22 protein-coding genes and 1 pseudogene are annotated in these 25,244 nt (G+C 74.6%); 12 read left to right on the top strand and 11 right to left on the bottom strand.

Annotation, left to right across the window (positions count from 1 at the left end):
- Window positions 1-286 precede the first annotated feature (286 nt).
- Both BJ971_RS19420 and BJ971_RS19425 read right to left on the bottom strand, forming a co-directional pair.
- A complete protein-coding gene (locus BJ971_RS19420) occupies window positions 287-1,201 on the bottom strand; it encodes a phosphotransferase (protein WP_184994677.1) in 915 nt (304 codons plus the stop codon).
- A complete protein-coding gene (locus BJ971_RS19425; RefSeq protein ID WP_184994678.1) occupies window positions 1,198-2,139 on the bottom strand; it encodes a hypothetical protein in 942 nt (313 codons plus the stop codon). Before BJ971_RS19425 ends, BJ971_RS19420 begins: the two co-directional genes overlap by 4 nt.
- Before the next feature lie 88 nt (window positions 2,140-2,227).
- Between BJ971_RS19425 and BJ971_RS19430 the strand changes: the two genes are divergently transcribed.
- Both BJ971_RS19430 and BJ971_RS19435 read left to right on the top strand, forming a co-directional pair.
- Window positions 2,228-4,525 (top strand): ATP-binding protein, encoded by a 2,298-nt coding sequence (locus tag BJ971_RS19430; protein ID WP_184994679.1) that lies wholly within the window; start codon window positions 2,228-2,230, stop codon window positions 4,523-4,525.
- Window positions 4,522-5,229, top strand: coding sequence for a VOC family protein (locus BJ971_RS19435; protein WP_184994680.1), 708 nt, complete (start codon window positions 4,522-4,524; stop codon window positions 5,227-5,229). Before BJ971_RS19430 ends, BJ971_RS19435 begins: the two co-directional genes overlap by 4 nt.
- Here BJ971_RS19435 and BJ971_RS19440 read toward each other — a convergent pair.
- Complete coding sequence (locus BJ971_RS19440; RefSeq protein WP_275411357.1) at window positions 5,226-5,480, bottom strand: NUDIX hydrolase; 255 nt, start codon at window positions 5,478-5,480, stop codon at window positions 5,226-5,228. The two genes, BJ971_RS19435 and BJ971_RS19440, sit on opposite strands and share 4 nt — an antisense overlap.
- A gap of 122 nt (window positions 5,481-5,602) precedes the next feature.
- Between BJ971_RS19440 and BJ971_RS19445 the strand changes: the two are divergent.
- The 3 genes and pseudogenes from BJ971_RS19445 (at window position 5,603) to BJ971_RS19455 (ending at window position 8,305) form a co-directional block, all read left to right on the top strand.
- A pseudogene (locus BJ971_RS19445) lies at window positions 5,603-6,629 on the top strand (winged helix DNA-binding domain-containing protein).
- 171 nt (window positions 6,630-6,800) lie between these two features.
- Window positions 6,801-7,499, top strand: coding sequence for a hypothetical protein (locus BJ971_RS19450; RefSeq protein WP_184994681.1), 699 nt, complete (start codon window positions 6,801-6,803; stop codon window positions 7,497-7,499).
- A 26-nt stretch (window positions 7,500-7,525) separates the two neighbouring features.
- Window positions 7,526-8,305: a lysophospholipid acyltransferase family protein gene (locus BJ971_RS19455; protein WP_184994682.1), complete on the top strand. Its 780-nt coding sequence runs from the start codon at window positions 7,526-7,528 to the stop codon at window positions 8,303-8,305.
- Here the strand turns inward: BJ971_RS19455 and BJ971_RS19460 are convergent.
- Both BJ971_RS19460 and BJ971_RS19465 read right to left on the bottom strand, forming a co-directional pair.
- Window positions 8,282-9,109, bottom strand: coding sequence for a M55 family metallopeptidase (locus BJ971_RS19460; protein WP_184994683.1), 828 nt, complete (start codon window positions 9,107-9,109; stop codon window positions 8,282-8,284). The genes BJ971_RS19455 and BJ971_RS19460 overlap by 24 nt on opposite strands.
- Before the next feature lie 48 nt (window positions 9,110-9,157).
- Entirely contained in the window at window positions 9,158-9,826 is a 669-nt protein-coding gene (locus BJ971_RS19465) for a hypothetical protein (protein WP_184994684.1), read from the bottom strand.
- A gap of 52 nt (window positions 9,827-9,878) precedes the next feature.
- On the opposite strand from BJ971_RS19465, the gene BJ971_RS19470 reads away from it, so the two are divergent.
- Window positions 9,879-10,541, top strand: a complete 663-nt coding sequence (locus BJ971_RS19470) for an HAD family hydrolase (RefSeq protein ID WP_184994685.1) — start codon at window positions 9,879-9,881, stop codon at window positions 10,539-10,541.
- Window positions 10,542-10,847: 306 nt separating this feature from the next.
- On the top strand, window positions 10,848-11,462 hold the full coding sequence (locus tag BJ971_RS19475; protein ID WP_184994686.1) for a class I SAM-dependent methyltransferase: 615 nt from the start codon (window positions 10,848-10,850) through the stop codon (window positions 11,460-11,462).
- Window positions 11,463-11,469: 7 nt separating this feature from the next.
- Here the strand turns inward: BJ971_RS19475 and BJ971_RS19480 are convergent, their stop codons facing one another.
- Window positions 11,470-12,015, bottom strand: a complete 546-nt coding sequence (locus tag BJ971_RS19480) for a LuxR family transcriptional regulator (protein ID WP_184994687.1) — start codon at window positions 12,013-12,015, stop codon at window positions 11,470-11,472.
- Window positions 12,012-14,579, bottom strand: coding sequence for a LuxR C-terminal-related transcriptional regulator (locus BJ971_RS19485; protein WP_184994688.1), 2,568 nt, complete (start codon window positions 14,577-14,579; stop codon window positions 12,012-12,014). The genes BJ971_RS19480 and BJ971_RS19485 overlap by 4 nt, the downstream gene beginning before the upstream one ends.
- Before the next feature lie 196 nt (window positions 14,580-14,775).
- On the opposite strand from BJ971_RS19485, the gene BJ971_RS19490 reads away from it, so the two are divergent.
- The 5 genes from BJ971_RS19490 to BJ971_RS19510 all read left to right on the top strand — a co-directional run bounded on the left by BJ971_RS19490 (window position 14,776) and on the right by BJ971_RS19510 (window position 20,564).
- A complete protein-coding gene (locus BJ971_RS19490) occupies window positions 14,776-16,284 on the top strand; it encodes a dynamin family protein (protein WP_184994689.1) in 1,509 nt (502 codons plus the stop codon).
- Window positions 16,281-18,122, top strand: coding sequence for a dynamin family protein (locus tag BJ971_RS19495; RefSeq protein ID WP_184994690.1), 1,842 nt, complete (start codon window positions 16,281-16,283; stop codon window positions 18,120-18,122). Before BJ971_RS19490 ends, BJ971_RS19495 begins: the two co-directional genes overlap by 4 nt.
- Window positions 18,119-18,727 carry a hypothetical protein gene (locus tag BJ971_RS19500; protein WP_184994691.1) on the top strand — a complete coding sequence of 203 codons (609 nt, stop codon included), beginning with the start codon at window positions 18,119-18,121 and terminating at the stop codon, window positions 18,725-18,727. The genes BJ971_RS19495 and BJ971_RS19500 overlap by 4 nt, the downstream gene beginning before the upstream one ends.
- Before the next feature lie 82 nt (window positions 18,728-18,809).
- The gene (locus BJ971_RS19505) at window positions 18,810-20,186 is read left to right on the top strand and encodes an MFS transporter (RefSeq protein ID WP_184994692.1); all 1,377 of its coding nucleotides are present in this window, start codon (window positions 18,810-18,812) and stop codon (window positions 20,184-20,186) included.
- A 21-nt stretch (window positions 20,187-20,207) separates the two neighbouring features.
- Entirely contained in the window at window positions 20,208-20,564 is a 357-nt protein-coding gene (locus tag BJ971_RS19510) for a GntR family transcriptional regulator (RefSeq protein WP_184994693.1), read from the top strand.
- Window positions 20,565-20,568: 4 nt separating this feature from the next.
- Here the strand turns inward: BJ971_RS19510 and BJ971_RS19515 are convergent, their stop codons facing one another.
- From BJ971_RS19515 to BJ971_RS19530, 4 genes are all read right to left on the bottom strand, one after another.
- The gene (locus BJ971_RS19515) at window positions 20,569-21,405 is read right to left on the bottom strand and encodes an undecaprenyl-diphosphate phosphatase (RefSeq protein ID WP_184994694.1); all 837 of its coding nucleotides are present in this window, start codon (window positions 21,403-21,405) and stop codon (window positions 20,569-20,571) included.
- A gap of 55 nt (window positions 21,406-21,460) precedes the next feature.
- Window positions 21,461-22,411 (bottom strand): tyrosine-type recombinase/integrase, encoded by a 951-nt coding sequence (locus BJ971_RS19520; protein ID WP_184994695.1) that lies wholly within the window; start codon window positions 22,409-22,411, stop codon window positions 21,461-21,463.
- A 12-nt stretch (window positions 22,412-22,423) separates the two neighbouring features.
- Window positions 22,424-24,016 (bottom strand): ABC-F family ATP-binding cassette domain-containing protein, encoded by a 1,593-nt coding sequence (locus tag BJ971_RS19525; RefSeq protein WP_184994696.1) that lies wholly within the window; start codon window positions 24,014-24,016, stop codon window positions 22,424-22,426.
- A 234-nt stretch (window positions 24,017-24,250) separates the two neighbouring features.
- Window positions 24,251-25,111: a sigma-70 family RNA polymerase sigma factor gene (locus BJ971_RS19530; RefSeq protein ID WP_184994697.1), complete on the bottom strand. Its 861-nt coding sequence runs from the start codon at window positions 25,109-25,111 to the stop codon at window positions 24,251-24,253.
- Between the last annotated feature and the right edge of the window lie 133 nt (window positions 25,112-25,244).

Consider the following 25,244-nt stretch of genomic DNA (forward strand, 5'->3'; position numbering starts at 1 on the left):
GCGGCGGGCGTCGAATTTGGCGCCGATGCGGCTCGGCGCCAAGACGCTCGTGCGGCCCGGCGCAACGCCGGGCGGCCCTTAGCCGGCACTGAAACGCAAAGATCGACGGCCCACCCTCGGCTTCAAAGAGCGCGCCCTGGGGGGCGCCCTGAGGTGCCCAGAGGCCGACGATGCTGATTCGCGCGGCCTCCGCCCGTCAGGCTTCGCTACCAGGACCCCCGCCGCGCTCAGATTGACATAATGTCAATTATCGACCAAGTAGCGAAGGTCAACTTTCGAGGGAATTTCAGCCGAACAGGTCAGCGTGCCGGATCAGGTCCTCGGTGAAGGCCGGGATGCTGCGGATTTGGGCCTCGGCCCGGGCCTCTATCTCGGTGAGGTCGCGGGGTCCGCTCGGCTCCTCGCCCAGCGACATGCGCAGACGTTCGGCGAGGCGGCCGAGGCGGATTCCGGCCCGGCGAGCCAGGACGTCGGTGCCGGTGGGCCGGGTGCCGCCGTTGGCCGCGTACGCGTCAAGGGTGCGCCGGATCGTGGCGCGGTCGGGCCCGGTGCGGCGGTGGGTGGCGAGCGAGTAGGCCGCGTGCGCGGTTTCGAGACCCGCGCTGTCCGGGCCGGCACTGTCCCAGTCGATGAGGACCGGGCCGCTCGCGGTGACCATGATGTTGTGGATCTCGATGTCGCGGTGGGTCGTCACGTGGTCGGTCGTGTCGCCGAAGGCGCGTGCCACCCAGGCGGTGGCGGCGAGGATGTCCGGCAGGTGCTCGCGCAGCGCCGGCGTCCAGGCGCGCCGCCCGGCGTGGAGCCAGCCGTGCCAGCGCTCGTCGTGCAGGTGGTACCAGTCGGGTCCGGCCGGTGCGGCGGGTTCGATGGCGTGCAACCGCGCGAGGGTCTCGCCGAGCCAGGCGGCGATGTCGTCGCTCTCCCCCACGGGCCGGCCGTCGATCCAGGCGTACGCGCGGGTCAGTCCGATGCCGTCGACGTGCGCGGGCCGGCCGACCGGGGTCGGCATGTCGATCGCGGCGGCCCGGGCCTTGCGTTCGAAGATCATTGTGGCGGGCTGGGCCAGCGGGAGGTGTTTGGGCAGGACGCGGCCGTCGGTGGTGTCCAGGGTCCAGGTCTGTGAGCTGCTGTAGGTCAGCGGTTCGAGGTCGCCGACGGGGTCGGGCAGGCCGAGCGCCTCGGTGATCGCTACCGGCCTCACGGTGAAACGCCTGCCGGCCTCGCGAGTGCGGTGAGCCGTTCCGTGGCGAGGCAGGAGACGAGGCAGCGTTCCTTGGCGTCGCCCATCAGTTGCCGGGTCCAGGTGGTGAAGCCGCCGTCGCCGAGTTCGACGGTCTGCCCGTCGTCGTCGGCGACGATGCGCAGCGCGGCGTCGGTGTAGTAGCCGCGGCCGCGTACGCGTTCGGGTTCCTCGACGATCGGGACCGGGCCGGTCAGTGCCGGCAGCACGGTGTCGTCGAGGCGTTCGCGGATGACGGGGCTGTCCATGACGGTCAGGCGTAGCTGTGGTGCGGCGGCGGGCAGAAGGTCGGCCAGGACGCGCTGCCAGAAGCTCAGGTGCAGGGTGAGCAGCCGCGCCTCGGTCGCGCCGGAGCCGGTGTCTCGGGCGCTGGAGACGACGCAGAACAGGCGGAAGTGTGCGGACCGGCCGGTGCCGAAGTCCTGGGCGCGCAGGTGCCGGTGTGCGGCGGCCAGGTGGATCTCGCCGGTGGCGCTCTGGTGGCGGCGCCGGGTGGCGGCCTCGATGGCCAGGGTGTTGGTGGCGTCGCTGATGATCTCGGTGGTGCGCATCGTCGTGACGATGCGGTTCTGGCTGACCGGTGCGACGGCCGAGCTGGTGCCCAGCGGGGTGACCGGTGCCAGTTCGACGCCGTCGACCGGTGCGGGCAGCAAGTGCCAGATGCGGGCCTCGACGGCGGCCAGTGCCCGTGGGTCTCCCCCGGCCGGGCGTACGAAGCGGTCCTGTCTCCAGCGGCGCATCAGGTCCGCCGGTGTGACCGCGGCGGCGCGGGTGGCGGCCAGGTCGAGCAGCAGGGTCCGCAGGTCGGTCTCGGGCAGGTCGGCGAGGGCCTGGCGGGTGCCGTCCGGCAGCCGGGCCCATACGCGTCGTCGCGCGTCCGGCGTCTCTGTCTGGCCCATGCGGTCACGATGGTGCCTGGCGGGGTTGTGCGGGCGCCGCCACGCCGGTGCACTCCCATCGCAGTGATCTCCCTGTATGTTTCGAGGCATGATGCGGCACCGGTCGGTTCCGATGTTGATCGTCATGTCGGGGCTGCTCGCGGTGGCTGCCTTCGTCGCCGTCGGCGGGGTCCCGGCGTACGCGTGGCTGGTTGCCGGCCTGCTGGTGGTGGCCGGTGTCGGTGTCGCGCTGTGGCAGCGGCGGCGGGCTCCGTCCGCGGTGGTCGCGCTGCCGGTGCCGCCGCGGCCGGCGGAGTTGCCGGCGGCGCCGGCGCTGGTCGGCCGGGCCGAGGAGCTGGCGACGGTGGAGGCGGCCGTCGCGGGCGGTGCGCGGCTGGTGGTGATCGCCGCGGCGCCGGGTACGGGTAAGTCGGCGCTGGCGTTGCGGTTCGCCCACGATGCGCGCGACCGGTATCCGGACGGGCAGTTGTTCGCCGCGTTGCGGGGTGCCTCCGCCGATCCGGTGCCGCCGGAGGCGGTGCTGGTGCGGTTCCTGCGGGCGCTGGGGTGCCCGGACGACGAGCTGCGCGGTGACGTGGTGGAGCTGGCGGCGCGGTTCCGGTGGGTCCTGGCCGGCCGGCGGGTGCTGGTGGTGCTCGACGACGCGCGGGACGCGGCGCAGGTGCGGCATCTGCTGCCCGGCGGTGCGGACTGCCTGGCGGTGGTGACCAGCCGGGGGTTGTTGTCGGATCTGCTGGGTGCCTCGGTGCTGACGCTGGGCGGCCTGGATCCGGGGTCGGGGCTGGAGCTGTTGTCGGTGACCGCCGGCGGTGGCCGGGTCGCGGCGGATCCGGAGGGTGCGCGGCGGGTGGTCGGGTTGTGCGGCGGGTTGCCGCTGGCGGTGCGGATCGCCGGTGGTCGGCTGGGTGCGCGGGGGCGGTGTTCGCCGTCGGAGCTGGCGGATCGGCTTGTCGACGAGGAGCGGCGGCTGGACGGGTTGCGGCTGGCGGATCGGGCGGTGCGCTCCAGCGTCCAGGCGGTGTACGAAGAGCTGTCGCCGGTCGAGCAGCTGGTGTTCCGGCGTTCGGGTGGTTATCCGGGTACGTCGCTGGGGCTTGGCGTGGCGACGGCCCGGTGCGACCTGGACGAGGACGTGGTGGCGGAGGCGCTGGAGCGGCTCGTGGGTGTGCTGCTGGTGGAGTCGCCGGCGCCGGAGCGGTACCGGATGCATGATCTGCTGCGGTCGGTGGCGCGGGAGCTGGCCGGCGACGACGAGGTGGAGTGTCTGCGGCGTCAGGTGCGGTGGCTGACCGTGCGGGCGCGGCCGGGTGCGTGGCTGGAGCGGGAGCGGGAGAACGTCGTCGCGGTGCTGCACGCGGCGGTGGCGGCGGGGCTGGCGGAGCCGGCCAAGGGTCTGGTGGTGGCGGTTCATCCGCTGGTGGCCGGCGCGGTCGAGCACGCGTACCGGTTGCGGTTGTGGCAGGCCGGCGAGGCGGCCGCGGTCGCGAGCGGTGACGAGGGTTTCCGGGTGCGGGCGCTGCGGTGGGTGTCGCACTCGTACGGGATGGCGGGCCTGGCCGATCTGGAGTTGGCGGCGGCGGAGCAGGCGCTGGAGCTCGCGGAGCGGCTCGGGTCGAACGTGCGGGAGGTCGCGCTGGCGGCGTGGCGGGTCGGTGACGCGCTGCGGGCGCAGGACCGGTTCACGGCGTCGGAGTCGGCGCTGCTGCGGGCGCTGGATCTGCTGTCGGGGCTGGGTGCGGTCGAGGACGAGGTCGAGGTGCGGCTGGCGCTGGGGACGCTGTACAACACGTTCCGCAAGCCGGAGCTGGGCGTGCCGGTGCTGGCTGCGGCGGTGGAGTTGCTGCCGGGCGAGCCGTCGGAGGCGCGGGGTTGGACGGTGTTGTGTCTCGGGGTGGCGCACAAGCTCGGCGGTGACCTGGCCCGGGCGCGGGTGTTGTTCGCCGAGGCGTTGCAGGTGGCCCGGCGTCTCGGCGACGACCTGCTGCTCGGTTACTGCCTGCGTGAGCGGGGCCTGTTGTCGGCGCAGGAGCGTGCGTTCGCGGCGGCCGAGCGGGACCTGCGGGCGACGCTGACGGTGTTCGAGCGGCTGCGCGACGGCGGCGGGATCGGCGGGGCGCACGGCGCGCTGGGCGAGGTCGCCGACATGCAGGGGCGGTGGGCGCAGGCCTTGGCGGAGTACGACGCGGGTATCGCGCAGTTCGAGCGGCTGGGCCTGCGGGTGCGTGAGGGTGAGCTGATGCTGCACCGGGGCACGGTGTTGCGGATGCTGGGCCGTGAGCCGGAGGCGGTGCAGGCGCGGCTGCGGGGTGAGGCGCTCGTCGGTGACGCGCCGGTGCGCCTGGGGCCGGGTCTGGTGCGGCGGCTCGACGAGACGGAGGGGCGTTGAGCGGGCCGCGGTGGTTGACGGGTTTCCTGGATTCGCCGTCGCGGGTGGCGGAGCCGTTCTGGTCGGCGGTGACGGGGTCGGGGTTGTCGGCGCGGCGGGGGCCGGGCGGGGAGTTCGCGACGTTGCTGCCGGGCGGCGGGGACGCGTACCTGCGGGTGCAGGTCGTCGGGGACGGCCCGGCGCGTTGTCACCTGGATCTGCATGTCGAGGATGTGGCGGCGCAGGCGCGCCGGGTGGTGGGTCTGGGCGCCTCGGTGGTGCTGTCCGACGGGGAGCTTGTGGTGCTGCGGTCTCCGGCGGGTCTGCTGTTCTGCCTGGTGCCGTGGCGGGGTGAGGCGGTGCGGCCGGCGGGTGGCCGCGGCCTGGTCGATCAGATGTGCCTGGACGTGCCGCGCGCCGTCTTCGACGGCGAGGCGGATTTCTGGGCGGCGGTGACCGGCTGGGAGCGCCGGCCCGGCTCGCTGCCGGAGTTCGATTTCCTGGTACGCCCGGACGGGATGCCGCTGCGGCTGCTGCTGCAACGCGTCGGCGGCGACGGTGCGGGGATGCACCTGGACCTGGCCTGCGACGACCGTGCGGCGGAGGTGGCGCGGCACGTGGAACTGGGTGCGGCGGTGGCGTGGACGGGTCCGCGGTGGACGACGCTGCGGGACCCGGCGGGCCGGCCGTACTGCGTCACGGACCGGCCGGTCACCGGCCCTTAGCGAGAATCGTGCTGAGCATCGTCAGGTAGCTGTCGTGGGCCAGGGACAGTTCCGCGAGCGCGTCCTGGGTGAACCACCAGTTCCTCCCGGAGCTCGCGGGCGAGTGCCGCGCCGGGTGGTTCGCCGGGCTCCACGTGGCCGCCGGGCAGGTCCCAGACGTCGGGGTACCAGCGGCGCTGGGGCGATCGGTGACACAGCAGCACCCGGTTGCCGTCCCGCAGCAGGGCGGTGACGATACGAGCCTTGGGCACGGGCGCATTGTGCCACCGTCAGAGGCGGTGTCGTACAGGCTGGGGGGACGATGACCGTTCTGGGTACGCGGGCGCTCAACCGTGCGACGCTGGCCCGGCAGTTGCTTCTCGAGCGGGCCGACATGCCGGTCCTGGATGCCGTCGCGCACCTGTGCGGCCTGCAGGCGCAGGAGCCGCAGGAGCCGTTCGTGGGGCTGTGGTCGCGGCTGGACGGGTTCGACCCGGCGGTGCTGTCGGGTCTGCTGGCCGACCGGGGCGTGGTCCGGATTCCGCTGATGCGGCGCACCGTGCACCTGCTCACCGCCGGCGACACCCTGGCGTGGCGCTCGGCACGACCTGATGCTGCGCCAGCGGGTGCTCGGCGTCTACCGCCGGGAGCTGGCCGGGGTGGACCTGGGTGAGCTCGCGGCGGCGGGCCGGGAGTTGTTCTCCGACGGCGTGCCCCGTTCGATGGCGGAGCTGGCCCGGGCGCTGGGTGAGCGGTGGCCGGCGCCGGGTCCGCGGGCGCTCGGGGAGATGCTGGTCGGTGCGCTGGTTCCGGCGGTGCAGTTGCCGCCGCGCGGGTTGTGGCGGGTCCGTGCGGGTGTGCGGTACCTGCCGCTGTCGACGTGGCTGGGTCGCGAGATCGACCCGCCGGCGCCGGACGGCGGTGATCCGGTCGGTGAGGTGCTGGTGCGGCGCTACCTGGCGGCGTTCGGGCCCGCCGCGACCGGTGACCTGCGTGCCTGGTGCGGCGTCGCGGGCCTGCCGGCGGCGGTGGCGGCGGTGCGCGGCGAGCTTGTCGCGTTCCGCGACGAGCAGGGCCGGGAGCTGCTGGACCTGCCGGGCGCGCCGCGTCCCGACCCGGACACGCCGGCGCCGGTGCGGTTCCTGCCGGCGTTCGACAACGCGCTGCTGGGTTACGCCGAGCGGGGCCGGATCGTCGACGCCGAGCACCGGGGCCTGTCGGTCACCGGGGCCCGCGTCGTGCTCGTCGACGGCCGGGTCGCCGCGACCTGGACCGTCGAGGAGGGCACCGTGACCGTCGCGCCGCTGCGCGGCCTCTCGCGGGCCGAACGCGACGGCGTGGCCGAGCAGGGGCAGGCGCTGGCGGCGTTGCTGTCCGACGACGACAGTCGGCGGGTGCGGATCGACGCGTCTCCCGGCTGAGCGACACACCCCGCGAGCCGCTTGGTCCGCGACGGTGCTGGGTGGCACGCTGCGGTGCGTGCTGCCGTGTGGCCCTCGTATGACCTCGTTGTCGGTGGGTACTGGTAGAACTTACGGCGTTGAAACACGCGTTCGAGTGACGCGGTGAGCGGTAACGACGAAGGGACGACAATGGCTACGGTGGCACGCACCGGTGCGCGAGGGCTCAGCACGGACGAGTTGCAGGCGATCCGGGACGGGCTCGCGGCGGGCCGGCGGCCCCGGGTGATGTTCACCGAGTCCGCGGGGCAGATCGCCGGGCAGGTCGGCCAGGTCGTGACGCTCACCGACCCGGCCGAGTCCGACGAGTGGGTGGTGGTGCGGTTCGGCCGCGACGAGCTGCCCTTCTCCCCCGGCGACCTCCAGATGGCGCCGAAGGGCCCGGTGAAGAAGGCCGCTCCCCCGGTGCCGGAGCAGAGCCGCGCCGAGCCGGAGTTCGTCATGGACAAGCCGCTGCCGGCTCCCCCGCCGCCGCCCGCGGCGCCCGCGGTGGCCGCGCCGTCGGCGGGGACGGCGCCGGCACCGCGCAAGGCGCCGGGGCGGGCGGCCAAGCCGAAGCCGCCGCCGGGCCTGACCGTGACGCTGGCCTACACCGACGGCGAGTGGACGATCGCCGCCAACCAGGGCACGAAATCGCTGGCGAAGCCCTACGTGGTCAAGCCGTCCGAGGCGATGAAGATCGTGCAGCTGGTCGATGTGCCCGGGGTGCAGGAGGCCGTCGAGCAGATCGTCTCGGCCGAGCGGGCCGAGGCCGAGCAGCAGGCCGAGCGGCTGCGCGCGGAGCTGGCGGAGATCGAGGCGCGGCTGGCGGAGTTACGCGACGCGGGCTGAGCCCGGCATGCGATCATGGCGCCCTGATGGACGAGTCATGGCGGGTGCCCTGGGTGTGGCGGGCGTTGCTGCGGTTCTCCCGGGTGCTGGTGCCCATGATCTGCCGGCTGCGGGTGTCCGGTGCGGTGCCGGACGGGCTGCGGCACGGCCCGCTGATCCTGGCGGCCAACCACGTCAGCCCGGTCGACCCGGTGGTGATGACGGCGGCGTGCAGCATCGCCGGGATCGCGCCGCGGTTCATGGCAACGGGCGGGCTGTTCGACGCGCCGGTCGCCGGGTGGGCGATGCGGGCGGCCGGGCATCTGCGGGTCGACCGGCACACCGCCCAGGTCACCGAGGCGCTGCCGAGCGCGGCGGAGGCGCTGCGGGCCGGTTCGGTGGTGCTGGTCTACCCGGAGGGCCGGATCGGGCTGGATCCGTGGATGTGGCCGGAGCGGGGCAAGACCGGCGTGGCGCGGATGGCGGCGATGTCCGGTGCGCCGGTGATCCCGGTGGCGCAGTGGGACACCCACCGGGTGCTGCCGTACACGGCGCCGGTCGGGATCGTCGGCTCCGTGCTGCGGGCGATCCGGGACCGGCCGGTGGTGTACGTGCGCTTCGGTGAGCCGGTGGACCTGTCCGGGCTGACCGGCACGGACGGGGCGCGGGCGATGCGGGCGACCGACCGGATCGTGGAGGGCATCGCCCGCACGCTCGAGCCGCTGCGCGCCGGCGAGCCGGAGCTGCCGCGCTTTGTGGACCGCACTCGGCCGGTGGAGATGTCCCGGGTCCGTAAGCGCCGCTCAGCCGGGCGTGATCAGGGCTAGCTGCGCCAGCAGCTGCACCAGCCGGTACGCCTCGGCGACGTCCGCCGCGGTGAACGCGACGGTGCGGGCGCCCGGCGCGCGGGTCACGCCCGGGACCAGCACGGCCAGGTCGACGGTGTACGGCCCGTACAGGTCGACCTCGACCTTGAGCGGGCCGGTCAGGGTCACCAGCGGCACCTGGTCGTGGCGGCGCACCGCCTTGGCGGCGGCCCGGTGCACCTGGTCGCGGGCCTCGTCGGGGTGCAGGGCGACGGTGGCGGCCTGGCCCAGTGCCCGCTTGACGGCGACGTTCAGCGCGGCCGGGACGAGCTCGCGCAGCTCGGCGCAGGCGGCGTCGTCGCCGGTGATCAGCACGACCGGTGCGCCGTGGAAGCCGGCCAGGGCCGCGTTCAGTCCGATCTCGCCGGTCGAGCGGCCGTCGAGGCGCACGTCGAGGATCCCGGCGCCGATGGTGTGCGCCAGCACGCCCGGCCCGCCGCCGGCGCGGGCGTGATAGCCGACGAACAGCACCGCGTCGGTGTCGTCGTCGAGGCCGGCGAGCATGCCCAGCGGCCGGGGCTGGCCGCGCACCAGCCGGGCGCGGCGGTCGAGCTCCTCGGGCAGCAGGTTGCGAAACGAGGCGTGCGCGTCGGCGACAAGCACCTCGGCGGCCGGCACGGCCTCGAGAACACCGGCGACGGCGGCGTTGACCTCGGCGGTCATCCGGGCCCGGCCGCGCTCGTAGTCGTAGCCGCCGGGGTTGGTCTCGCTGGGATGCACGATCCCCGAGATCCCCTCCATGTCGGCAGAGATCAGCACCTTCATCGCAGAGCACCTTAATCGGTCGATCGGCGCCTTGCACAGGCGCCGCCGCTATGCGGCCTCCTCCGCGAGCGGGTAGCCGAGCTTCTCCGCCTGTGCACGCACGAAAGCCGGGTCGGCCTGCGGATCCAGCGCACGGATCACCGGGTCGGTCAGCGGCAGAAACCCGGCGACGTGGCCGACCGCGGACCGGGGCAGGTCGACCTCGTACACCTCTTCGGCGTGCTCGTGGTACTTCTCCGCGATGTCGTCGAGCAGGATGTCCAGCAGCCAGGAGCCGTCCGGGTCCTCCTCCTCGTCGTCCGCGGGCGAGAAGTCGATGTCGTCGCCGGCGTGCCATCGCCCGTCGCCGGCGCCCCGCCACAGGACGAAGCTGGCGTTCAGCGTGCCGCCCGGGCCGCCGAAGGCGGGTTCGTCCACCTGGGACCGGAACACCTCGGGAAGGCCGTCGAGCAGACCCGGCCACAGCCGCCCGTGCGTGTGCGCGAACATCGGCGACTCGTGGTAGACGCCGCGGATGAAGGCGCCGCCGGCGGTGAAGACGATGTCGTACTCCTCGCCGCTGCCGTTGCGCATCGCGGCCGCCTCGTCAGCGCCCCACGCCCGGTCGTAGGTGTAGTAGTCACCTCCGATGATCACATCGAGCATCGCCAGCGCCTTGCACCGCTGCCGCAGCACGTCGATGCACGGCAACCGCGCGGCGATGTCATAGACGGTCACGTCCGCATGGTACGGCGACAGATGATCACCACGCCCTGGCTAGGGTGCCGCCATGCGGCCTCTGGCGTTGTTCGACCTGGACGGCACGCTCGTCGACCGCAAGGCCGCCTTCGACGCCTGGGCCGGGGAGTTCGCGGCGGACCACCACCTCGACGAGGCGGCCCTCACCTTCATGGTCATGGCCGACGCGCACCACTCCGGCCCGATGGACGGCTACTTCACGACGATCCGTGAGACCTTCGGCCTCGCCGAGGCGCCGGACGCGCTGTGGCGGCAGTACCGCCGGCGCATGCCCGAACTGGCGGCCTGCCGCGCCGACGACCTCGACGCGCTGCGGCGGCTACGCGGGGCCGGGTGGCGCATCGGGATCGTCACCAACGGCATGGCCGACAACCAGCTGGGAAAGATCCGCAACACCGGTCTGAGCGACCTGGTCGACGCGTGGGGCATCTCCGGCGAGCTCGGCGTGCGCAAGCCCGACCCGCAGATCTTCCGCCGCGTCGCCGAGCGCTGCGGCACCGACCTCGACCGCGGCGGCTGGATGATCGGCGACAACCTCGTCCACGACGTCGCCGGCGGCCACGCGGCCGGCCTGCGCACGATCTGGCTGCACCCGCGGCGTCACCCCGCACCGTGGTCCTTCACCGGACCGGCACCCGACTTCACGGTCGGCTCGGTCGCCGACGCGGTCGCGGTGCTCCTTCGCGACCACTGAGATCGAAAGCCAAACCGAATAAGGTCACCCCAGCGCTCGACGAGCGCTCGGTGGGATGCCCTTCCCTCCGATGTACTTCTTGTACAGCGTCCCGAAGTGGGTCAGCGCTGCGGCGTCGTCCGCAGGCCTGTCGCCTTCCCATACCGCCGGGTCGTAACTCATGTGGCGGAGTGTGCCACCAGTATCGACTCGTCAGGCTCGGGCCAAGCGGCAGCGCGCTGGTCCCTGGTTGTCCATGATGGTTACGGTTCGGCGATGGGGTATGCGGGCGCGGGGCCAGGGGTGATCACTCCTGACGGATGTGCGGTGGAGTACTACTCGCTGCTGCCCACCATGGGGGAACCGGAGATCGTCCACGCGGCGGTGCCGGGCGGTGCCTCGGTCCTTGAGCTGGGATGCGGAACCGGCCGCATCCTGCGGCCTCTGGCCGCGCTCGGGCATCGGGTGCACGGAGTGGACGAGTCACCCGCGATGCTGGAAAGGATGGGCGGCCTACCGGCTACCCTGGCGCGCCTTCAGGACGTCCGCCTGGACCGCACCTTCGACGTGGTGCTGCTGGCCAGCACCACGCTCAACGGGGAGCCGTCGCTACGCCGGGCCTTCCTGGCCACCTGCCGGCATCACGTCGATCCTGGCGGGCTGGTCGTCTTCCAGCAGAACGCGCCGGCTTGGTTCGATGCGGTGACGGAGTCATCCGCGGAGATCGCCGGTATTCGGCGCGTGGTGCGCTCGGCGCTGCGACATGGAGACCGGGTGGACCTCGTCGTCGACTACCACGTCGGTGACCGGACGTGGACGCATGAGTTTCCCCGGTACGCCATCACCTCGCGGGAGCTGGCGCGGAACCTGCGAGAGGCCGGCCTGCGATTCGACGGGTACCTCACCGAAGACCGGTCCTGGTTCACGGCTCGGCCCGTCTGACGGCCGCTCAGCCGGGGGTGCGGCGCTGGCGCAGGTAGGCCAGGACCGCCTCGCGGGTGGTGCGGACGCCGAACATCGCGCGGGCCTCCGCGATCCGCCGGTTGGCGGTGCGCAGCGACAGGAACTCCGCCGCGGCCGCCGCCGCGATGGTGTCGCCGGCGGCCAGCCGGTCCAGCAGGGCGCGCTGTTCGGGTACCAGGTCGGCGACCATGTCGCCCGGGTCCGCCGGCGGCTGCGGGCCGCCGGGGCCGAGCTGCACGGTGCCGAGGCGGCTCAGGTCGTCGATCAGGGCGCGGCCCACGGGCGTCTCGGAGTCGCAGACGGCCACGATCCCGGCGCCGCGGGCGGCGGCCAGCACCGCCAGTTGCAGGTTCTCCAGGTCGGTGATGCGGCCGTGCAGCACCAGCCGCGCCGAGGTGACGTCCCAGGAGGGGTCGGGCAGCGCGAAGCCCTCGCGGACGGTCCAGCCGTCGCGGGTCAGGCGCCGCACGACGGTCTCGGCGTCGGCGCCGGAGGCGACGACGTGGCGGGGGGCGTCGGGCTGTCGGGTCAACGGCCTTCCTCGCGGTCGGAGTGTGTCTCGGACGCTTCGATCTGGGTCAGGGCCAGGGCGGCCGCCTCGGTGCGGGTGCGGGCGCCGAGCTTGCGCATGCCGGCCCGGATGTGGGTGTCGACGGTCTCGGCCGAGATGCCGAGCTGCCCGGCGATGCGCCGGGTCGGCTCGCCCGCGGCGACCAGCCGCAGCACGTCGGTCTCGCGGCGGGTCAGCCGGCTGCCCGAGCGCGGGCTGCGGGTGTCGCGGTGCACGTGGTGGCGGCGCAGGCCGCGGCGGGCCCGGCCGGCGAGCACGACCAGGCCGGCGGTGTCGGCGAGGTGTTCGGCGCGCAGCAGGGCCGCGACCGCCCGTTCCGGGTCGGTGTCGTGCAGGCCCGCGGCGAGCAGGCAGCGGATCTCCTCGCGCAGGGCGACGCCGGTCCAGGTGTCGGCGGCGGCGGTGAATCCGGTGCCGGTCGCCCACGCGGTCAGGGTGCGGCGGGCCGCGGTCGGCAGGCCCGCGGGGATCTCCGGTGCCGGCGTGTTCGGCTCGAACGCCGACGAGTACGCGGCCCGGGCGGTGGCGCCGCTGTCGTAGGCGGCCCACCGGGCCGTGATGTGGCGCAGCCCGGTGAGCAGGCCGGCCGTGGTGGTGCCGGACGGCTGGGCGGCCCGGTCGGGCTGGCCGTCGAGCCAGGCCGCCTCGCGGGCGACCCAGGCGGTCGCCGGGTGCCCGTCCGGGGCGGCGAGCCGGCCGCGGGCGGCGGCGAGCAGGCCGGTGTCGGCCTCGACCAGGGCGGTCGCGGCGGTGGCGTAGCCGCGGGCGTCGGCGGGCAGGGCCCGGTCGGTGAGGTCGGCGGCGCGGCGCAGCGCCCGGTCGGCGGCGTCGCGGGCCGGGGACATCGATTCCGCGTCCATGGCGGCGACCGGGTCGGCCGCAGCGCCGGGAGCGGGTTCGCGGGCCGCGGCGGCGGAGGCGGCGATCATCGTGCCTTGCAGGACCTCGGCCCAGTCGCGGACGGCCAGGAAGCGGGTCTGCCAGCTGTAGGCGAGGTCGGCGGCGCAGGCCTGCGCCGCGTCCCGGGCCACCGTCGCGGCCTGCGCGAGCCGGCCGTCGGCGACCAGGTGCTCCACCAGCAGCCAGGCGCTCCACCGCCCGGCCAGCGGGTCGGTGCCGGTGCCGGCGGCGGCCGCCAGCTCGGTGTCCCAGCCGGGTACCCGGTGCGCGGCGTGCACCGCCGCCAGGGCCGCGGCGACGCCCGGCGGCGGCGCCGGGTAGCGGGCCGCGATCTTCTCGGCGGCGTCCAGGGCGCCGGCCGGGTCGGTGGCCAGCTCGGCCAGCAGCAGGATCCGGTCGCGGGCCGCGACCACGGTGCCGCCGGCCGCGTCCGGCACCGGGCGCACGGCGGCGCGGGCGCCGGCCGGGTCGCCGGCCTGGAGCAGGGCCTCGCCGCGCAGCACGTCGGCCTCGACACCGAGCGGGCCCGGCGCGGTCAGCACCCGCGCCGCCGGGTGCGGGCGCCCGGCGGCCAGCAGCGCGTCGGCGGCCGCGATCCGCACCCGCGGGTCGACGCTGACGCCGGGCAGTTCGCAGGCGAACAGCAGCAGCCCGGCGCGGTCGCCGCCGGGCCGGTCGGCGGCGGTCAGCGCCCGCCGGTACGCGCCCGCGTGGTCGCCGGCCGCGGCCAGGTGCCGGGCCGCCTCGGCGTCGGGTGCGAGGTCGGCCAGGGCGCGGTGCAGGTCGGTGCGGGCGGCGGCGTCGAGCAGCCCGGCGGCGGTCTCGGCGAAGTACGCCGACACCGGCACGCACCCGTCGTCGCCGTCGACGACGAGCCCGGCCTCCAGCAGCGCGGGCGCGCCGGGGCCGAGCAGGGCGGCGGGTGCGGGCCGGCCGAGCAGGCCCAGCGCCGCCAGGGCGGTGCGGGCGGGGCGGGGCAGGTCGGCCAGGGCGGCCGCGATCGCGTACGCGACCTGGTCGATGTCGGTGTCGGGTGCGCCGCGGCCGGCGCCGGCCTGCCGGGCCAGGGCGGTGACCGCGAGGGGGTTGCCGCCGGCCCGGCGTACGACGGTCGCCAGGGCCTCGTCGGTGAGCTGGCCGCCGACGCGGCGGGCCAGGTCGGTCGCGGTGTCGGCGGACAGCGCGGGCACGTCGAGCCAGGCGGTCGCGGCCGACCGCAGCGCCGCGACGGTCTCCTCGGCGAGGCGGTGCGGTGCGCGCAGGGCGACAAGCACCCGCACGTTGCGGGCCAGGTGCGGCAGCGCGGCCAGCGTCGCCGGGTCGGCGTACTGGAGGTCGTCCAGGACGAGCAGCCCGCCGCGGACCCGGGAGCGCACGGCCTCGGCGAGCAGCGGCACGTCGTGGGTGGGCAGGCGGGCCTTGACGGCCCGGGACAGCGCCAGCGCCGGTACGGCGGCCAGCATCGCGAGCCCGCCACCGGCGTACGCCGGGCCGGGCGCGACGGCCGCGATGCGCCGCAGCAGCGTGGACCGGCCGGAGCCGGGCGCGCCGGTGAGCATGACGAGGCCCGGGCGGCGCAGGTGCGCGGAGGCCAGCCCGGCCAGGTCCTGCTGTGCCACCGGCATCCCCTTGTCCCGTCGCCCGCCGACCGGGTCCGTGCCCGGGTGGCACGAACACGGGATCTGCGTCGCCTCGTCGGTCCGTAGTCTGTGGTGCGGCAGGCATCCCGCCCTGCCCGCGAACGGGAAGGGTGGCGACTGTGTCCAGGACGTCGGCCGCGGTCAGCACATTCTCGCTGACGGTGTGCTCGGCTGACGAGTCATGACCGTCGGTCCGCTGTCCGCCCGCGTGGCGACTCTCTGTGACGAAATCGTGGCTCGGGTCGGTCCGCACGCCGGTGGCCAGGCGCTTCAGGTCCGTGATCGGTTGTCCGAGCCCTTACGCGTCGCAATCGCCGGGCGGCTGAAAGCCGGAAAGTCGACACTCGTCAACGCGTTGATCGGGCGCCGGGTCGCCCCTACGGCGGTCGGTGAGTGCACCCGGGTGGTCACCCGGTTCCGGTACGGGACCGCCGACCGTGTCGACGTGGTGCGCCGCGACGGCACCCGTTCGAGCCTGCCGCTGGGCGATGACGGCATGATCCCGCAGCGGCTCGGTGTCGGCGCCGCGCGGATCGCCTACGTCGACGTGACGCTGACCAGTGAGAAGCTGCGCGATCTTACCGTGGTCGACACGCCGGGCCTGGCGTCGACCGACACCGGCGTCAGCGCCCGGGCCGCGGCCGAGCTCGGCGAGAACACCGCGCCGTTCGACGCCGACATCGACGCGGACTCCGCCTCCGAGGTCGCCGCCGCCGAGGCCGTCGTCTACGTCTTCACCCAGGCGGTCCGCGCCGACGACGTGCGCGCCCTTGAGGCGTTCCGCGCCGCGTCGGCCCGGCTGGCCAGCAGCCCGATCAACGCGCTGGGGGTGTTCGGCAAGGTCGACACCCTGGTCGGCGGTGCCGGGGATCCGTGGCCGGTCGCCGGTCCGCTCGCCGAGCAGCAGGCCGCGCTGCTGGCCCGTACCGTCTCGGAGGTCGTGCCGGTGGTCGGGCTGCTCGCCGAGACCGGTGAGGCGGGGCGGCTCACCGCCGCCGACTGCGCCGCCCTGCGGACCCTCTCCGCGCTGCCCGCCGGCGAGCTGCGGCTGCTGCTGGCCTCGGTGGACCTGTTCCGGAGCCGGCCGGCGCCGGTCGGCGCGCAGCACCGCGAACGGCTACTCGCCCTGCTCGACCTCTACGGCGTCGGTTTCGCATGTGCGCAGCTCGCCGCCGAGCCGCAGCTGGGCACCGGTGAGCTGGTGCGCCGGCTGGTGGGTGCCTCCGGCTTCCCCCGGCTGCGCACCACCCTGGAGCAGACGCTGCGCTGGCGCGCCGACGCGATCAAGGCCGGCTGGGCGCTGGCCCGGCTCGAGCGCATCGCCGGCCACGAGGGGGACCCGCGCGACCGGGAGGCGCTGCGCGCCGCCACCGAACGGCTGCTGCGCGAACCCGCCTACCACCGGCTGCGGCTGCTGGAGGTGGCGCAGCGGGTCGCGACCGGCGCCGTGCCGCTGCCGGAGGCCTGGGAGCGGGAGCTGACCCGGCTGGCGACCTCCGAGGACCCCCGGTGGATCCTGCGGCTGCCGGACGCGGCACCGCCCGAACTGGCCGCCGCCGCGGTCGAGGCCGCCAACCGCTGGCGGGTGTACGCGGTCGCCGGTGCCGGCCCGGCGCAGTCACGGGTGGCGCAGGTCGCCCACCGCGGCTTCCACCTGCTGGCCCAGGCCGTCCGGGAGCAGGCGCGGTGAGCCTGGCCAAGGAGCTCGACGTCGCCGTGCGCGACGCCCTCGCCGCGGTGCGCGCCGCCGACGCCGACGCGGGCGCGGAGCTGGCCGAGCGGCGCCGCACCCAGCTGACCCGGCCCACGATCGTCATCGTCGGCGAGACCAAGCGAGGCAAGAGCTCGCTGCTCAACGCCCTGCTCGGGGTGCCGGACCTGTCGCCGGTCGACGCGGCCGTCGCGACCGCCGCCTACCTGCACTTCTCCCCCGGCACGCCGGCGTCGGCGGCCGCGTACGTGCCGGGTGCGCCCGAGCCGGTGCCGGTCGACGTCGCCCGGCTCGCCGACTGGGCCACCGGCGGTGAGCCGCCCGGCGGAGGCCGCGCACCGCGGCGCATCGAGGTCACCCACCCGGCGCCGCTGTTGCAGTACCTGAGCCTGCTGGACACCCCGGGCGTCGGCGGGCTCGACCCGGCGCACACCGCCGTCGCGCTCGACGCGGTCGAGCGGGCCACCGCCCTGCTGTTCGTCGCCGACGCGTCCGCGCCGCTGTCGCAGCCCGAGCTGGACTTCCTGGCCGCCGCGAGCGAACGCGTCGACGCGGTCGTGTTCGCGCTGACGAAGATCGACGCGTTCCCGGGGTGGCGGCGCATCGCCGAGGACAACCGGGCGCTGCTGCGCGCCCGGGCGCCGCGGTTCGCCGACGCGCCCTGGTTCCCGGTCTCCGCGCGGCTGGCCGAGCTGGCGCTGGGCATGCCCGCCGGTGAGCAGGCCGCGCTGGTCGGCGCGGCGCGCATCGCCGAGCTCCAGCACGCCCTGGTCGAGCTGGCCGGGCGCGGGCACCAGCTGCAACTGGCCAACGTGCTGCGTACCGCCCGCGGCGACCTGGCCCGGCTGGAGGCGGCCGCGGAGGCCCGGCTGCGGGCCTGCGACGCCGACCCGGCCGAGGTCGCCCGGGTACGCGCGCAGCGCTCCGCCCTGGCCGCCCGCAAACGCACCGAGTCGCGGCAGTGGGCGCTGCTGCTCAGCGCCGAGACGCAGCGGGCCCGGGTCGAGGTCGTCGGCCTGCTGCGCACCCGCATCGCCGCCGTGCAGCTTCAGTTCGGCGCCCGCATTGACGCCGCCCGCGGCGAGGCCCTCGCCGCGCTGCCGGATCAGGTCGACGCCGAGCTCCAGGCGGTGGCGGTGCGGCTCTCCGACGACCTGCGTGCCACGTTCCGGCAGGTCGGCGAGCGGGTCCTCGCGCAGGTCTTCGACGACGAGGAGCTGGCCGCGGTCCTGGACCGGCTCAACGCGACGCTGCGCCACGCGCTGGCCGGCGGCCCGGCGCGCGACGGCTCGGGCGACAACATGCTGATCGTGCTGTCGGCCGGCGGGATCGCGTTCATGGCCGGCCGCGGCGCGGTCCTGGGCGCCTCGGCGTTCGGCATCGGCTCCGCCGTCGCCGGCGGGCTGCTGATTCCGGTCGCCGGGCTGGGCCTTGGCCTGGCCGCGGGCGGCTTCGTGCTGTACCGCCGGCGGGTGCAGTCCGACCGCCAGCAGGCCCGCGCCTGGCTGCGCGAGGTGCTGGGCGAGGCCCGCGCGGCCCTGTCCGACGAGATCTCCTACCGGTTCACCGACCTGCAGTACGCGCTGGGCGTGGCCGTCGACGACGCGGTCGAGCGGCGGCTGCGCGAACTCGACGCGCACATCGCGGACATCGACGCGGCGGTGGCCGAGGACGCCGCGGGCCGGGCCCGGCGCCGGGCCGCGGCCAACGCGGACCTGGCCGGCGTCCGCGCACAGATCAGGCAGCTCGACGACGTACTCGCGCGGGCGCGCACGCTGACGCCCGTGCCCGCCGAAATTTCACAGGAGCTGACGTGAGCGACGAACACGGCTGGGCGGACTTCCACGAGCCCGACGACCACCACGATCCGGGTGCCGGGCACGACTTCACGCCGTCGCACGAGCCGGTCGCCGACGACGGCCCGTTCCACGACGACCTGTTCGGCCACGACGACCTGGCGCCGCACGACGCCGTCGACGGCACGGATCTGGACGCCGGCGACCTCGACGGCGGCGACACCGACGGCGGATGGGACGACGTGCACGAGCCCGGCACCGGCCACGACGACGACGTGGCCGACCACGGCGTGGTCGACGTCAGCGACGGCCACGGCCTCGGCCCGATCGGCGCCGACCCGGACGCGGCGCCGGACCTGGAACAGGTGAGCGTGTTCCCGCCGGTGGTCGACGTCGGCCCGCTGCCCGAGCCGGTCGACGGCTTCCCCTGGATCGACACCGGCAGCCTGGGGCTGTACCACGCGGGCCCGGTCGACACCGGCGCCGAGGCCGCGGTGCCGGCCCAGGACCTGGCCGCCTACGCGGCGCAGGACCTGCCGCCCGGCGCGGACCCGTGGGCGGCGCTGGCGGACTCCGACGACCCGGCGACCAGCACCCTGGCGAAGTGGTGGAACCAGCCGGATTGATCGACGCGTCGCCGTACCCCCAAAGGGCTTCGGGGTGGCATCATCAGCGCGCTATCCACCGACGCCGCGCAGGAGCCCGCCCATGACCGCCGCCACCACCGCCCCGGCGAGCACCCGCCGCGAACGCACCGGTTGGTACTTCTACGACTGGGCCAACTCGGCCTTCTCCACCACCGTCATCACGGTCTTCCTCGGCCCGTTCCTGACCAGCGTCACCGAGCAGGCCGCCGGGTGCGCGCTGGGCGCCGACGAGTGCGACGGCCGGGTGCACCCGCTGGGCATCACCGTCGCCGCCGGTTCGTACTTCCCCTACCTGGTGTCGCTGTCGGTGCTGCTGACCGTCTTCGTACTGCCGGTGATGGGCGCCATCGCCGACCGCGCCCCGCGCAAGAAGCCGCTGCTGGCGGCGGCCGCGTTCGTCGGCGCCGGCGCGACGGTCGCGATGGCGTTCGTGACCGGCGAGCGGTACCTGCTCGGCGGGCTGCTGTTCATCATCGCCAACATCGCGTTCGGCGCGTCCGTTGTCGTCTACAACTCGTTCCTGCCGCGGCTGGCCGGCCCCGACGAGCGCGACAAGGTCTCCAGCCGCGGCTGGGCGCTGGGCTACCTTGGCGGCGGCGTCCTGCTGCTGATCAACCTGGGCGTGGTGATGGCCCTCAGCGTCGACGGCGACGACCAGCGCACCCTGGACCTGGCCCGCTGGTCCATCGTGTCGGCCGGCGTCTGGTGGGCCGCGTTCACCCTGCTGCCGCTGCGCTGGCTCAAGGAGCACCCCGCCGCGGAGGTCGCGCAGGCCCGCGCCGGCGGCAACGTGCTCGTCGACGGGTTCCGCCAGCTCGGCCACACCATCCGCAGCATGCGGGCGTACCCGTTGACGCTGGCCTTCCTGGGCGCGTACCTGATCTACAACGACGGCATCCAGACGGTGATCTCGCTGGCCAGCCAGTTCGGCACCGAGGAGCTGCACCTGGAGCAGAGCGCGCTGATCGTGACGATCCTGATCGTGCAGTTCCTGGCGTTCGGCGGCGCGCTGCTGCTGGGCGGCCTCGCCACCCGGATCGGCGCCCGCAAGACGGTCCTGATCGCGCTGGCGCTGTGGCTGGGCGTCATCCTGGCCGCGTTCTGGCTGCCCGAGGGCGAACCGGTGCCGTTCATGCTGCTCGGCGTCGGCATCGGCCTGGTGATGGGCGGCAGCCAGGCGCTGAGCCGCTCGCTGTTCAGCCAGCTGATCCCGGAGGGCCGCGAGGGCGAGTACTACGGCTTCTACGAGATCAGCGACAAGGGCACGAGCTGGCTGGGCCCGCTGGCGTTCGGGCTGGTGTTCCAGCTGACCAACAGCTACCGCATCGGCATCGTGTCGCTCGTGGTGTTCTTCGTCGTGGGTGGCATCCTGCTGGCGTTGGTCCCGATGCGCCGGGCCATCGTCGCGGCCGGAAACACCCCGCCGCGGCTGCTGTAGCACTGGACCCCGGGGGGCCGGATGGACATCGTCATCGACGCCGGCTCGGCGGTCGCGCCGTACGAGCAGGTGCGGACGCGGATCGCCGAGCTGGCCGCCGAGGGTGTGCTCGCCGCCGGGACGCGGCTGCCGCCGGTGCGGGCGCTCGCCGCCGAGCTGGGACTGGCGGCGAACACGGTGGCCCGCGCCTACCGCGAGCTGGAGCAGGCGGGCCTGGTGGAGACGCACGGCCGGGCGGGCACGCTGATCACCGCCCGGGCCGCGGGCACCCCGGCCGAGGCGCAGCGGGCCGCGCGGCGCTACGCCGAGCAGGCCACGGCGCTGGGGGTGTCCCCGCAGGCGGCGCTGGAGCTGGTCCGGGCCGCGCTGCGGCTGTGAGCGGCTACTGCGGCTCGATGACGTTGGTGGCCAGCAGCACCATCAGCAGGGCGCCGAGCACCAGCCGGTAGCCGATGAAGATGCTGTACGAGTGCTTGGCGATGAACTTCAGCAGCCAGGACACCGCGAACCAGCCGACGACGAAGCTGGTGATCAGCGCGACGATGGTCGGCCCCCAGCCGACGCCGCCGGAGATGTTGTCGAACTCGGTGACCGTCTGGAGCACGCTCGCGCCCAGCAGCGCCGGGATCGACAGGAAGAACGACAGCCGGGTGACCGTCACCCGATCGAAGTCGCGCAGCAGGCCCGCGGACATGGTGGCACCGGAACGCGACACGCCGGGGATCAGGGCGAGACACTGCGTCACGCCGATGATCAGGGTGTCCTTCCAGGTGATGTCCTCCTCGTGGCGGATCTGGGTGGCGGCGTGGTCGGCGAAGGCCATCACGCCGCTCCACAGCACCAGCGACCAGGCGACGAACCAGAGGCTGCGCAGCGTCGAGGTGATGGTGTCCTGGAACAGCAGCCCGACGATGCCGATCGGGATCGAGCCGAGGATGACGGCCCAGCCGAAACGGTAGTCGGGATTGTCGCGCTGGTCGGAGTTCAGCACGCCGCGGAACCAGGCGGGCACGATCCGGGCGATGTCCTTGCGCAGGAACAGCACCGTGGCGAGCACGGCCCCGGACTGGATGATCGCCGTGAACGCGGTGATGTCCGGATCGTCGATGTTGTAGCCGAGCAGCTTCTCCAGGATGGTCAGGTGTCCGGTACTGGAGACCGGCAGGAACTCGGTGAAACCCTCTACCGCACCGAGCAGCACTGCTTCGAAGATGTTCAACCCGACCCCGTCCCGTAACCGACCCGCTGACCGCGGTCGAGAATAGGCGGTCGGCCTAACCGCCGCTGCGGCGGACCCGCGCGGCGGCGATGGTGTAGGCGGGGTCGCGGTCCAGGTTGTGCCGGTCCCGGTCGTAGCGGCGGGTGGTACGCGGGTCGGCGTGACCCATCGCGTCCTGCACATCCTCCAGCGGCACCCCCTCGGCGCGGGCGGTGGTGGCGAACGCGTGCCGCAGCGAGTGCGGCGACAGCCGGGCCCAGCCCTCGATGCCGGCCTCCCGGGCCAGGCGCCGCACCAGCCGGAACACCGAGTGCCGGTCGATGCGCGCGCCGGTGGCGGTGACCAGCAGCGGCCCGTCGAGCCGGCCGGCGGTGCGCCCGGCGAGGTAGGCGTCCAGCGCCGCCGCCGCGTACGCGGTCAGGACCCGCCGCCGGGGCTTGCCGCCCTTGCCGACGAACCGCACGCTGCGGTGCCCGCGCTCCACGCCGAGGTCCGCGACGTCGAGGCCGACGAGTTCCCCCACGCGCAGCCCGAGGTCGGCGAGCAGCGCCAGCACGGCGAGGTTGCGCGCGGCGGCCGGCCCCGTCCCGGCCTCGGCGGCGGCGAGCAGCGCGTCGACCTCCTCCGGGCTCAGCCCGACGGTGGCGGAGTGGTCGCGCGAGACCGGCGGGCGGTCCGCGCCGCCGACCGGGTTCGCCTCGACGGCGCGCAGCTTGGCCAGGAAGTCGTACCAGCTGGACAGCCCGGACAGCTTGCGAGCCACCGACGCCGGCGCCAGCGGCCGGGCCTCCAGCCCCCGGGCGTACGCGTTGACGTCCAGGAACGACGCCGCCAGCGGATCGACGTCGCGGGCCGCGCACCAGGCCAGCCACGCGGCGACGTCACGCCGGTACGCGTCGCGGGTGTGCGCCGACAGCCGCCGGTTGGCCAGCCACGCCTCGGTGAACTGCTCGGCGCTTCCGCCGACGGCGAGCGCGCCACTGAGTCGGGGAACCGGCGACGACATGCCCTCATCGTGTCAGCTCGCCAGCACGGCGCCCTCCGCGACATGCCAGGTGCGGGTGTGCCCGACCCGGTCGGCGAAGTACCGGTCGTGCGTGACGGTCAACAGCGTCCCCCGGTACGCCCGCAGCGCCTCCTCGACGACGTCGAGGGCGTCGAAGTCGAGGAAGTTGGTGGGCTCGTCGAGCAGCAGGATCCGCGCCGGGCTGTTCACCATGACGGCCAGCAGCAGCCGGCGCAGCTCACCGGCGGACAGGCTGCGCAGTGGGGCACCCCACTGGTCGGGGCCGAACTGGTGCCCGGCGAGCAGCCGTTCGGCGTCCTCGGCGTAGACCGGCACCCGGGAACGGAAGAAGTCGAGCACCGTGGTGGCGGTACGCAACCCGTCGGAGGTCTGCGGCAGCACCGCCAGCGGCACCCCCGCCCGCTCGGCGATCGCCCGCAGCAGGGTGGTCTTGCCGGCGCCGTTACGGCCGGTGATCAGGATCCGGTCGCCGCGCCGCACGTCGAGGTCGACGCCGTCGAGCAGCGTACGGTCACCGGCCTTGACCGTCAGGTCGCGCACCGACAGCACGACGTCGCGGTCCTCACCGTCGTCGCCGGGGAACGCGAGGGTCAGCGGCGGGCGGGTCCGCGGCCGGGCGATCCACCGGGCGGACTCCATCTGCCGGCGCAGCCGCCGCTCGCGGGCCTTGGCCTTCTGCGCCACCTTCTTCGCGATCCGCCGCAGGTGCGGCGCCTCGACGCCGGAACGCACCGTCGTCTCCACGTACCGGGCCTGGGCCAGGGTCTGGGCGATGTCACGCTCCCAGCGGATCCGGTCCTTCTCCTGCGCCTCGTAGTCCAGCAGCAGTCGCTGCCAGCGCCGGGTCTTCTCGGCCCGGTAGGCGCTGTAGCCGCCGCCCGGGTAGTCCTGCGGCTGCTCGTGGATGCCGTCGAGCTCGATGACCCGGGTGACGGCCGCGTCCAGGAACGCCCGGTCGTGGCTGACGGCCAGGACCCCGCCGGGGAAGTCACGCAGCCAGCCGGCCAGCCAGGCGGCGCCCTCGGCGTCGAGGTGGTTGGTCGGCTCGTCCAGCAGCAGCAGGCCCGGAGCGTCCAGCAGGGCGTGCGCGAGCAGCAGCCGGGCCTGCTCGCCGCCGCTGACCTCGCGCAGGGCCAGGCCGGGCGGCAGGTGGTCGATGTCGAGGCGCTGGCGGATCTCGGCCAGCCGGGTCTCGGCGGTCCACCCCCGCAGCGCCGTCCACCGCTCCTGCACCCGGCCGTACTCGGCCAGGACGTCACCGCCGCGCTCCAGCGCGGCCTCCAGCCGGCGCAGCCGGGCGGTGACCTCGGCGAGCTCGCCGAGCCCGGCGGTGAGGAAGTCGCCGACGGTGCCGGCGGGGTCGGCGACCTGCTGCGGCACGTAGCCGACCCGCAGGCCCGGGCCGTGGCTGACGGTGCCCGCCGTGGGCGGCAGGTCACCGGCGAGGACCCGCAGCAGGGTCGTCTTGCCGGCCCCGTTGGGGCCGACGACACCGACCCGGTCACCCGGGCGCAGGACCAGGTCGAGGTCGGCGAAGAGCAGATCACCGTCGTGGGCGCGGCCGATCGAGGCGGCTTTCAGCAAGGAGTCCTCCAGGGACGGATACCGGTACGGACACGGCGACCCCGGGCACGCCACAGCGGCGGCGCCTCATCGGGGTCGGGTCGGTATCACACGGAGGTGACTGCTCCTTCTTCGATCGGCGGCAGGTGCTCGGCGTCCACCATCGCGCGCCCCGGCCGGGACCGCAACCGGGTTTCCCCGCACACGCGAAAGGCCGGCACGCGGGGGCGTGCCGGCCTTTCGGGACAACCGGGGTCAGGCGGCGTACGCGACCGACCTGTTCGTGCCGCGCACGTCGGTCACGGACAGCCGCGACGTCATGGTGCTGCGGCCGGCGATCTGCGCCGCGTACGCCGCCCGGCGCCGGGCGACACAGCCGTCACCGCGGGCGGCGCCGAGGTCCTGCTGCTCCATGTGCGTGGTCAGGCCGTCCTTGAGCAGGGCCAGGGCCTCGGTGCGCAGCTGCGACACCCGCGACTCGGTCACGCCCAGCTCGGCGGCGACCGCCGACAGCGGCCGCTCCTGGAGGAACGACGTCTCGACGACGAACCGCAGCCGCTCCGGCAGCACCGCGACGGCGTCGTGCAGGTAGCCGATGCGCTCGCGGTGCAGCAGCATCTCCTCGGGGTTCAGCTCACCGTCGGTGACCATGTCCTCGGCCGTGCCGACGGCGAAGCCCTGTAGCGACAGCACGGCGGCGCGCTGCACGTCGTCATCGACGTTGGAGAGCTCGCCGACGCCGACACCGAGCAGCTCGGCCAGCTCGGCCGGGGTCGGCGTGCGGCCCAGCTGGGCGGTCAGCTCCTGGCGGGCGACCTCGGCCCGGCGGGCCCGGGCCCGCACCGAACGGCTGGCCCAGTCCATGCTGCGCAGCTCGTCCAGCAGCGCACCGCGGATCCGCACGGCGGCGAACCGGCCGAACGGGATGCCCCGATCGGCGTCGAACGCCTTCGCGGCGGTCACCAGGGCGGCGTACCCGGCGGAGGCGAGATCGTCACGGTGCACGTGCGCGGGCACCTTGAACAACATCTCGCGGACCAGGTGCCCGACCAGCGGCATGTTCTCGCGGATCATGTTCTCGAGCTCGCGGCTGACGGTCTCGGTCTTCGCTGCCATTCGTGTGTTCCCCCTCGCGTCCGCCTCCCGGTGACGGCTCACCGGCTGACAGGGGGAACTTTTCGTTGCACAGGGTGCGGGTTGCGGTCACTCTCGGTTGCCGCCCGGTTGCACCCGGAGAAAACCTAAGATC

It is taken from the genome of Amorphoplanes digitatis (assembly GCF_014205335.1).
In the GTDB taxonomy this organism is placed as follows: domain Bacteria; phylum Actinomycetota; class Actinomycetes; order Mycobacteriales; family Micromonosporaceae; genus Actinoplanes; species Actinoplanes digitatus.

What these genes read in the sequence shown, in the direction of transcription:
- BJ971_RS19430 (WP_184994679.1), top strand. Translation starts at nt 2,228, where the DNA reads ATGATGCGGCACCGGTCGGTTCCGATGTTGATCGTCATGTCGGGGCTG.
- BJ971_RS19520 (WP_184994695.1), bottom strand. Translation starts at nt 22,411, where the DNA reads ATGTCGTCGCCGGTTCCCCGACTCAGTGGCGCGCTCGCCGTCGGCGGA.
- BJ971_RS19490 (WP_184994689.1), top strand. Translation starts at nt 14,776, where the DNA reads ATGACCGTCGGTCCGCTGTCCGCCCGCGTGGCGACTCTCTGTGACGAA.
- BJ971_RS19450 (WP_184994681.1), top strand. Translation starts at nt 6,801, where the DNA reads ATGGCTACGGTGGCACGCACCGGTGCGCGAGGGCTCAGCACGGACGAG.
- BJ971_RS19530 (WP_184994697.1), bottom strand. Translation starts at nt 25,111, where the DNA reads ATGGCAGCGAAGACCGAGACCGTCAGCCGCGAGCTCGAGAACATGATC.
- BJ971_RS19510 (WP_184994693.1), top strand. Translation starts at nt 20,208, where the DNA reads ATGGACATCGTCATCGACGCCGGCTCGGCGGTCGCGCCGTACGAGCAG.
- BJ971_RS19455 (WP_184994682.1), top strand. Translation starts at nt 7,526, where the DNA reads ATGGACGAGTCATGGCGGGTGCCCTGGGTGTGGCGGGCGTTGCTGCGG.
- BJ971_RS19505 (WP_184994692.1), top strand. Translation starts at nt 18,810, where the DNA reads ATGACCGCCGCCACCACCGCCCCGGCGAGCACCCGCCGCGAACGCACC.
- BJ971_RS19425 (WP_184994678.1), bottom strand. Translation starts at nt 2,139, where the DNA reads ATGGGCCAGACAGAGACGCCGGACGCGCGACGACGCGTATGGGCCCGG.
- BJ971_RS19470 (WP_184994685.1), top strand. Translation starts at nt 9,879, where the DNA reads ATGCGGCCTCTGGCGTTGTTCGACCTGGACGGCACGCTCGTCGACCGC.
- BJ971_RS19460 (WP_184994683.1), bottom strand. Translation starts at nt 9,109, where the DNA reads ATGAAGGTGCTGATCTCTGCCGACATGGAGGGGATCTCGGGGATCGTG.
- BJ971_RS19485 (WP_184994688.1), bottom strand. Translation starts at nt 14,579, where the DNA reads ATGCCGGTGGCACAGCAGGACCTGGCCGGGCTGGCCTCCGCGCACCTG.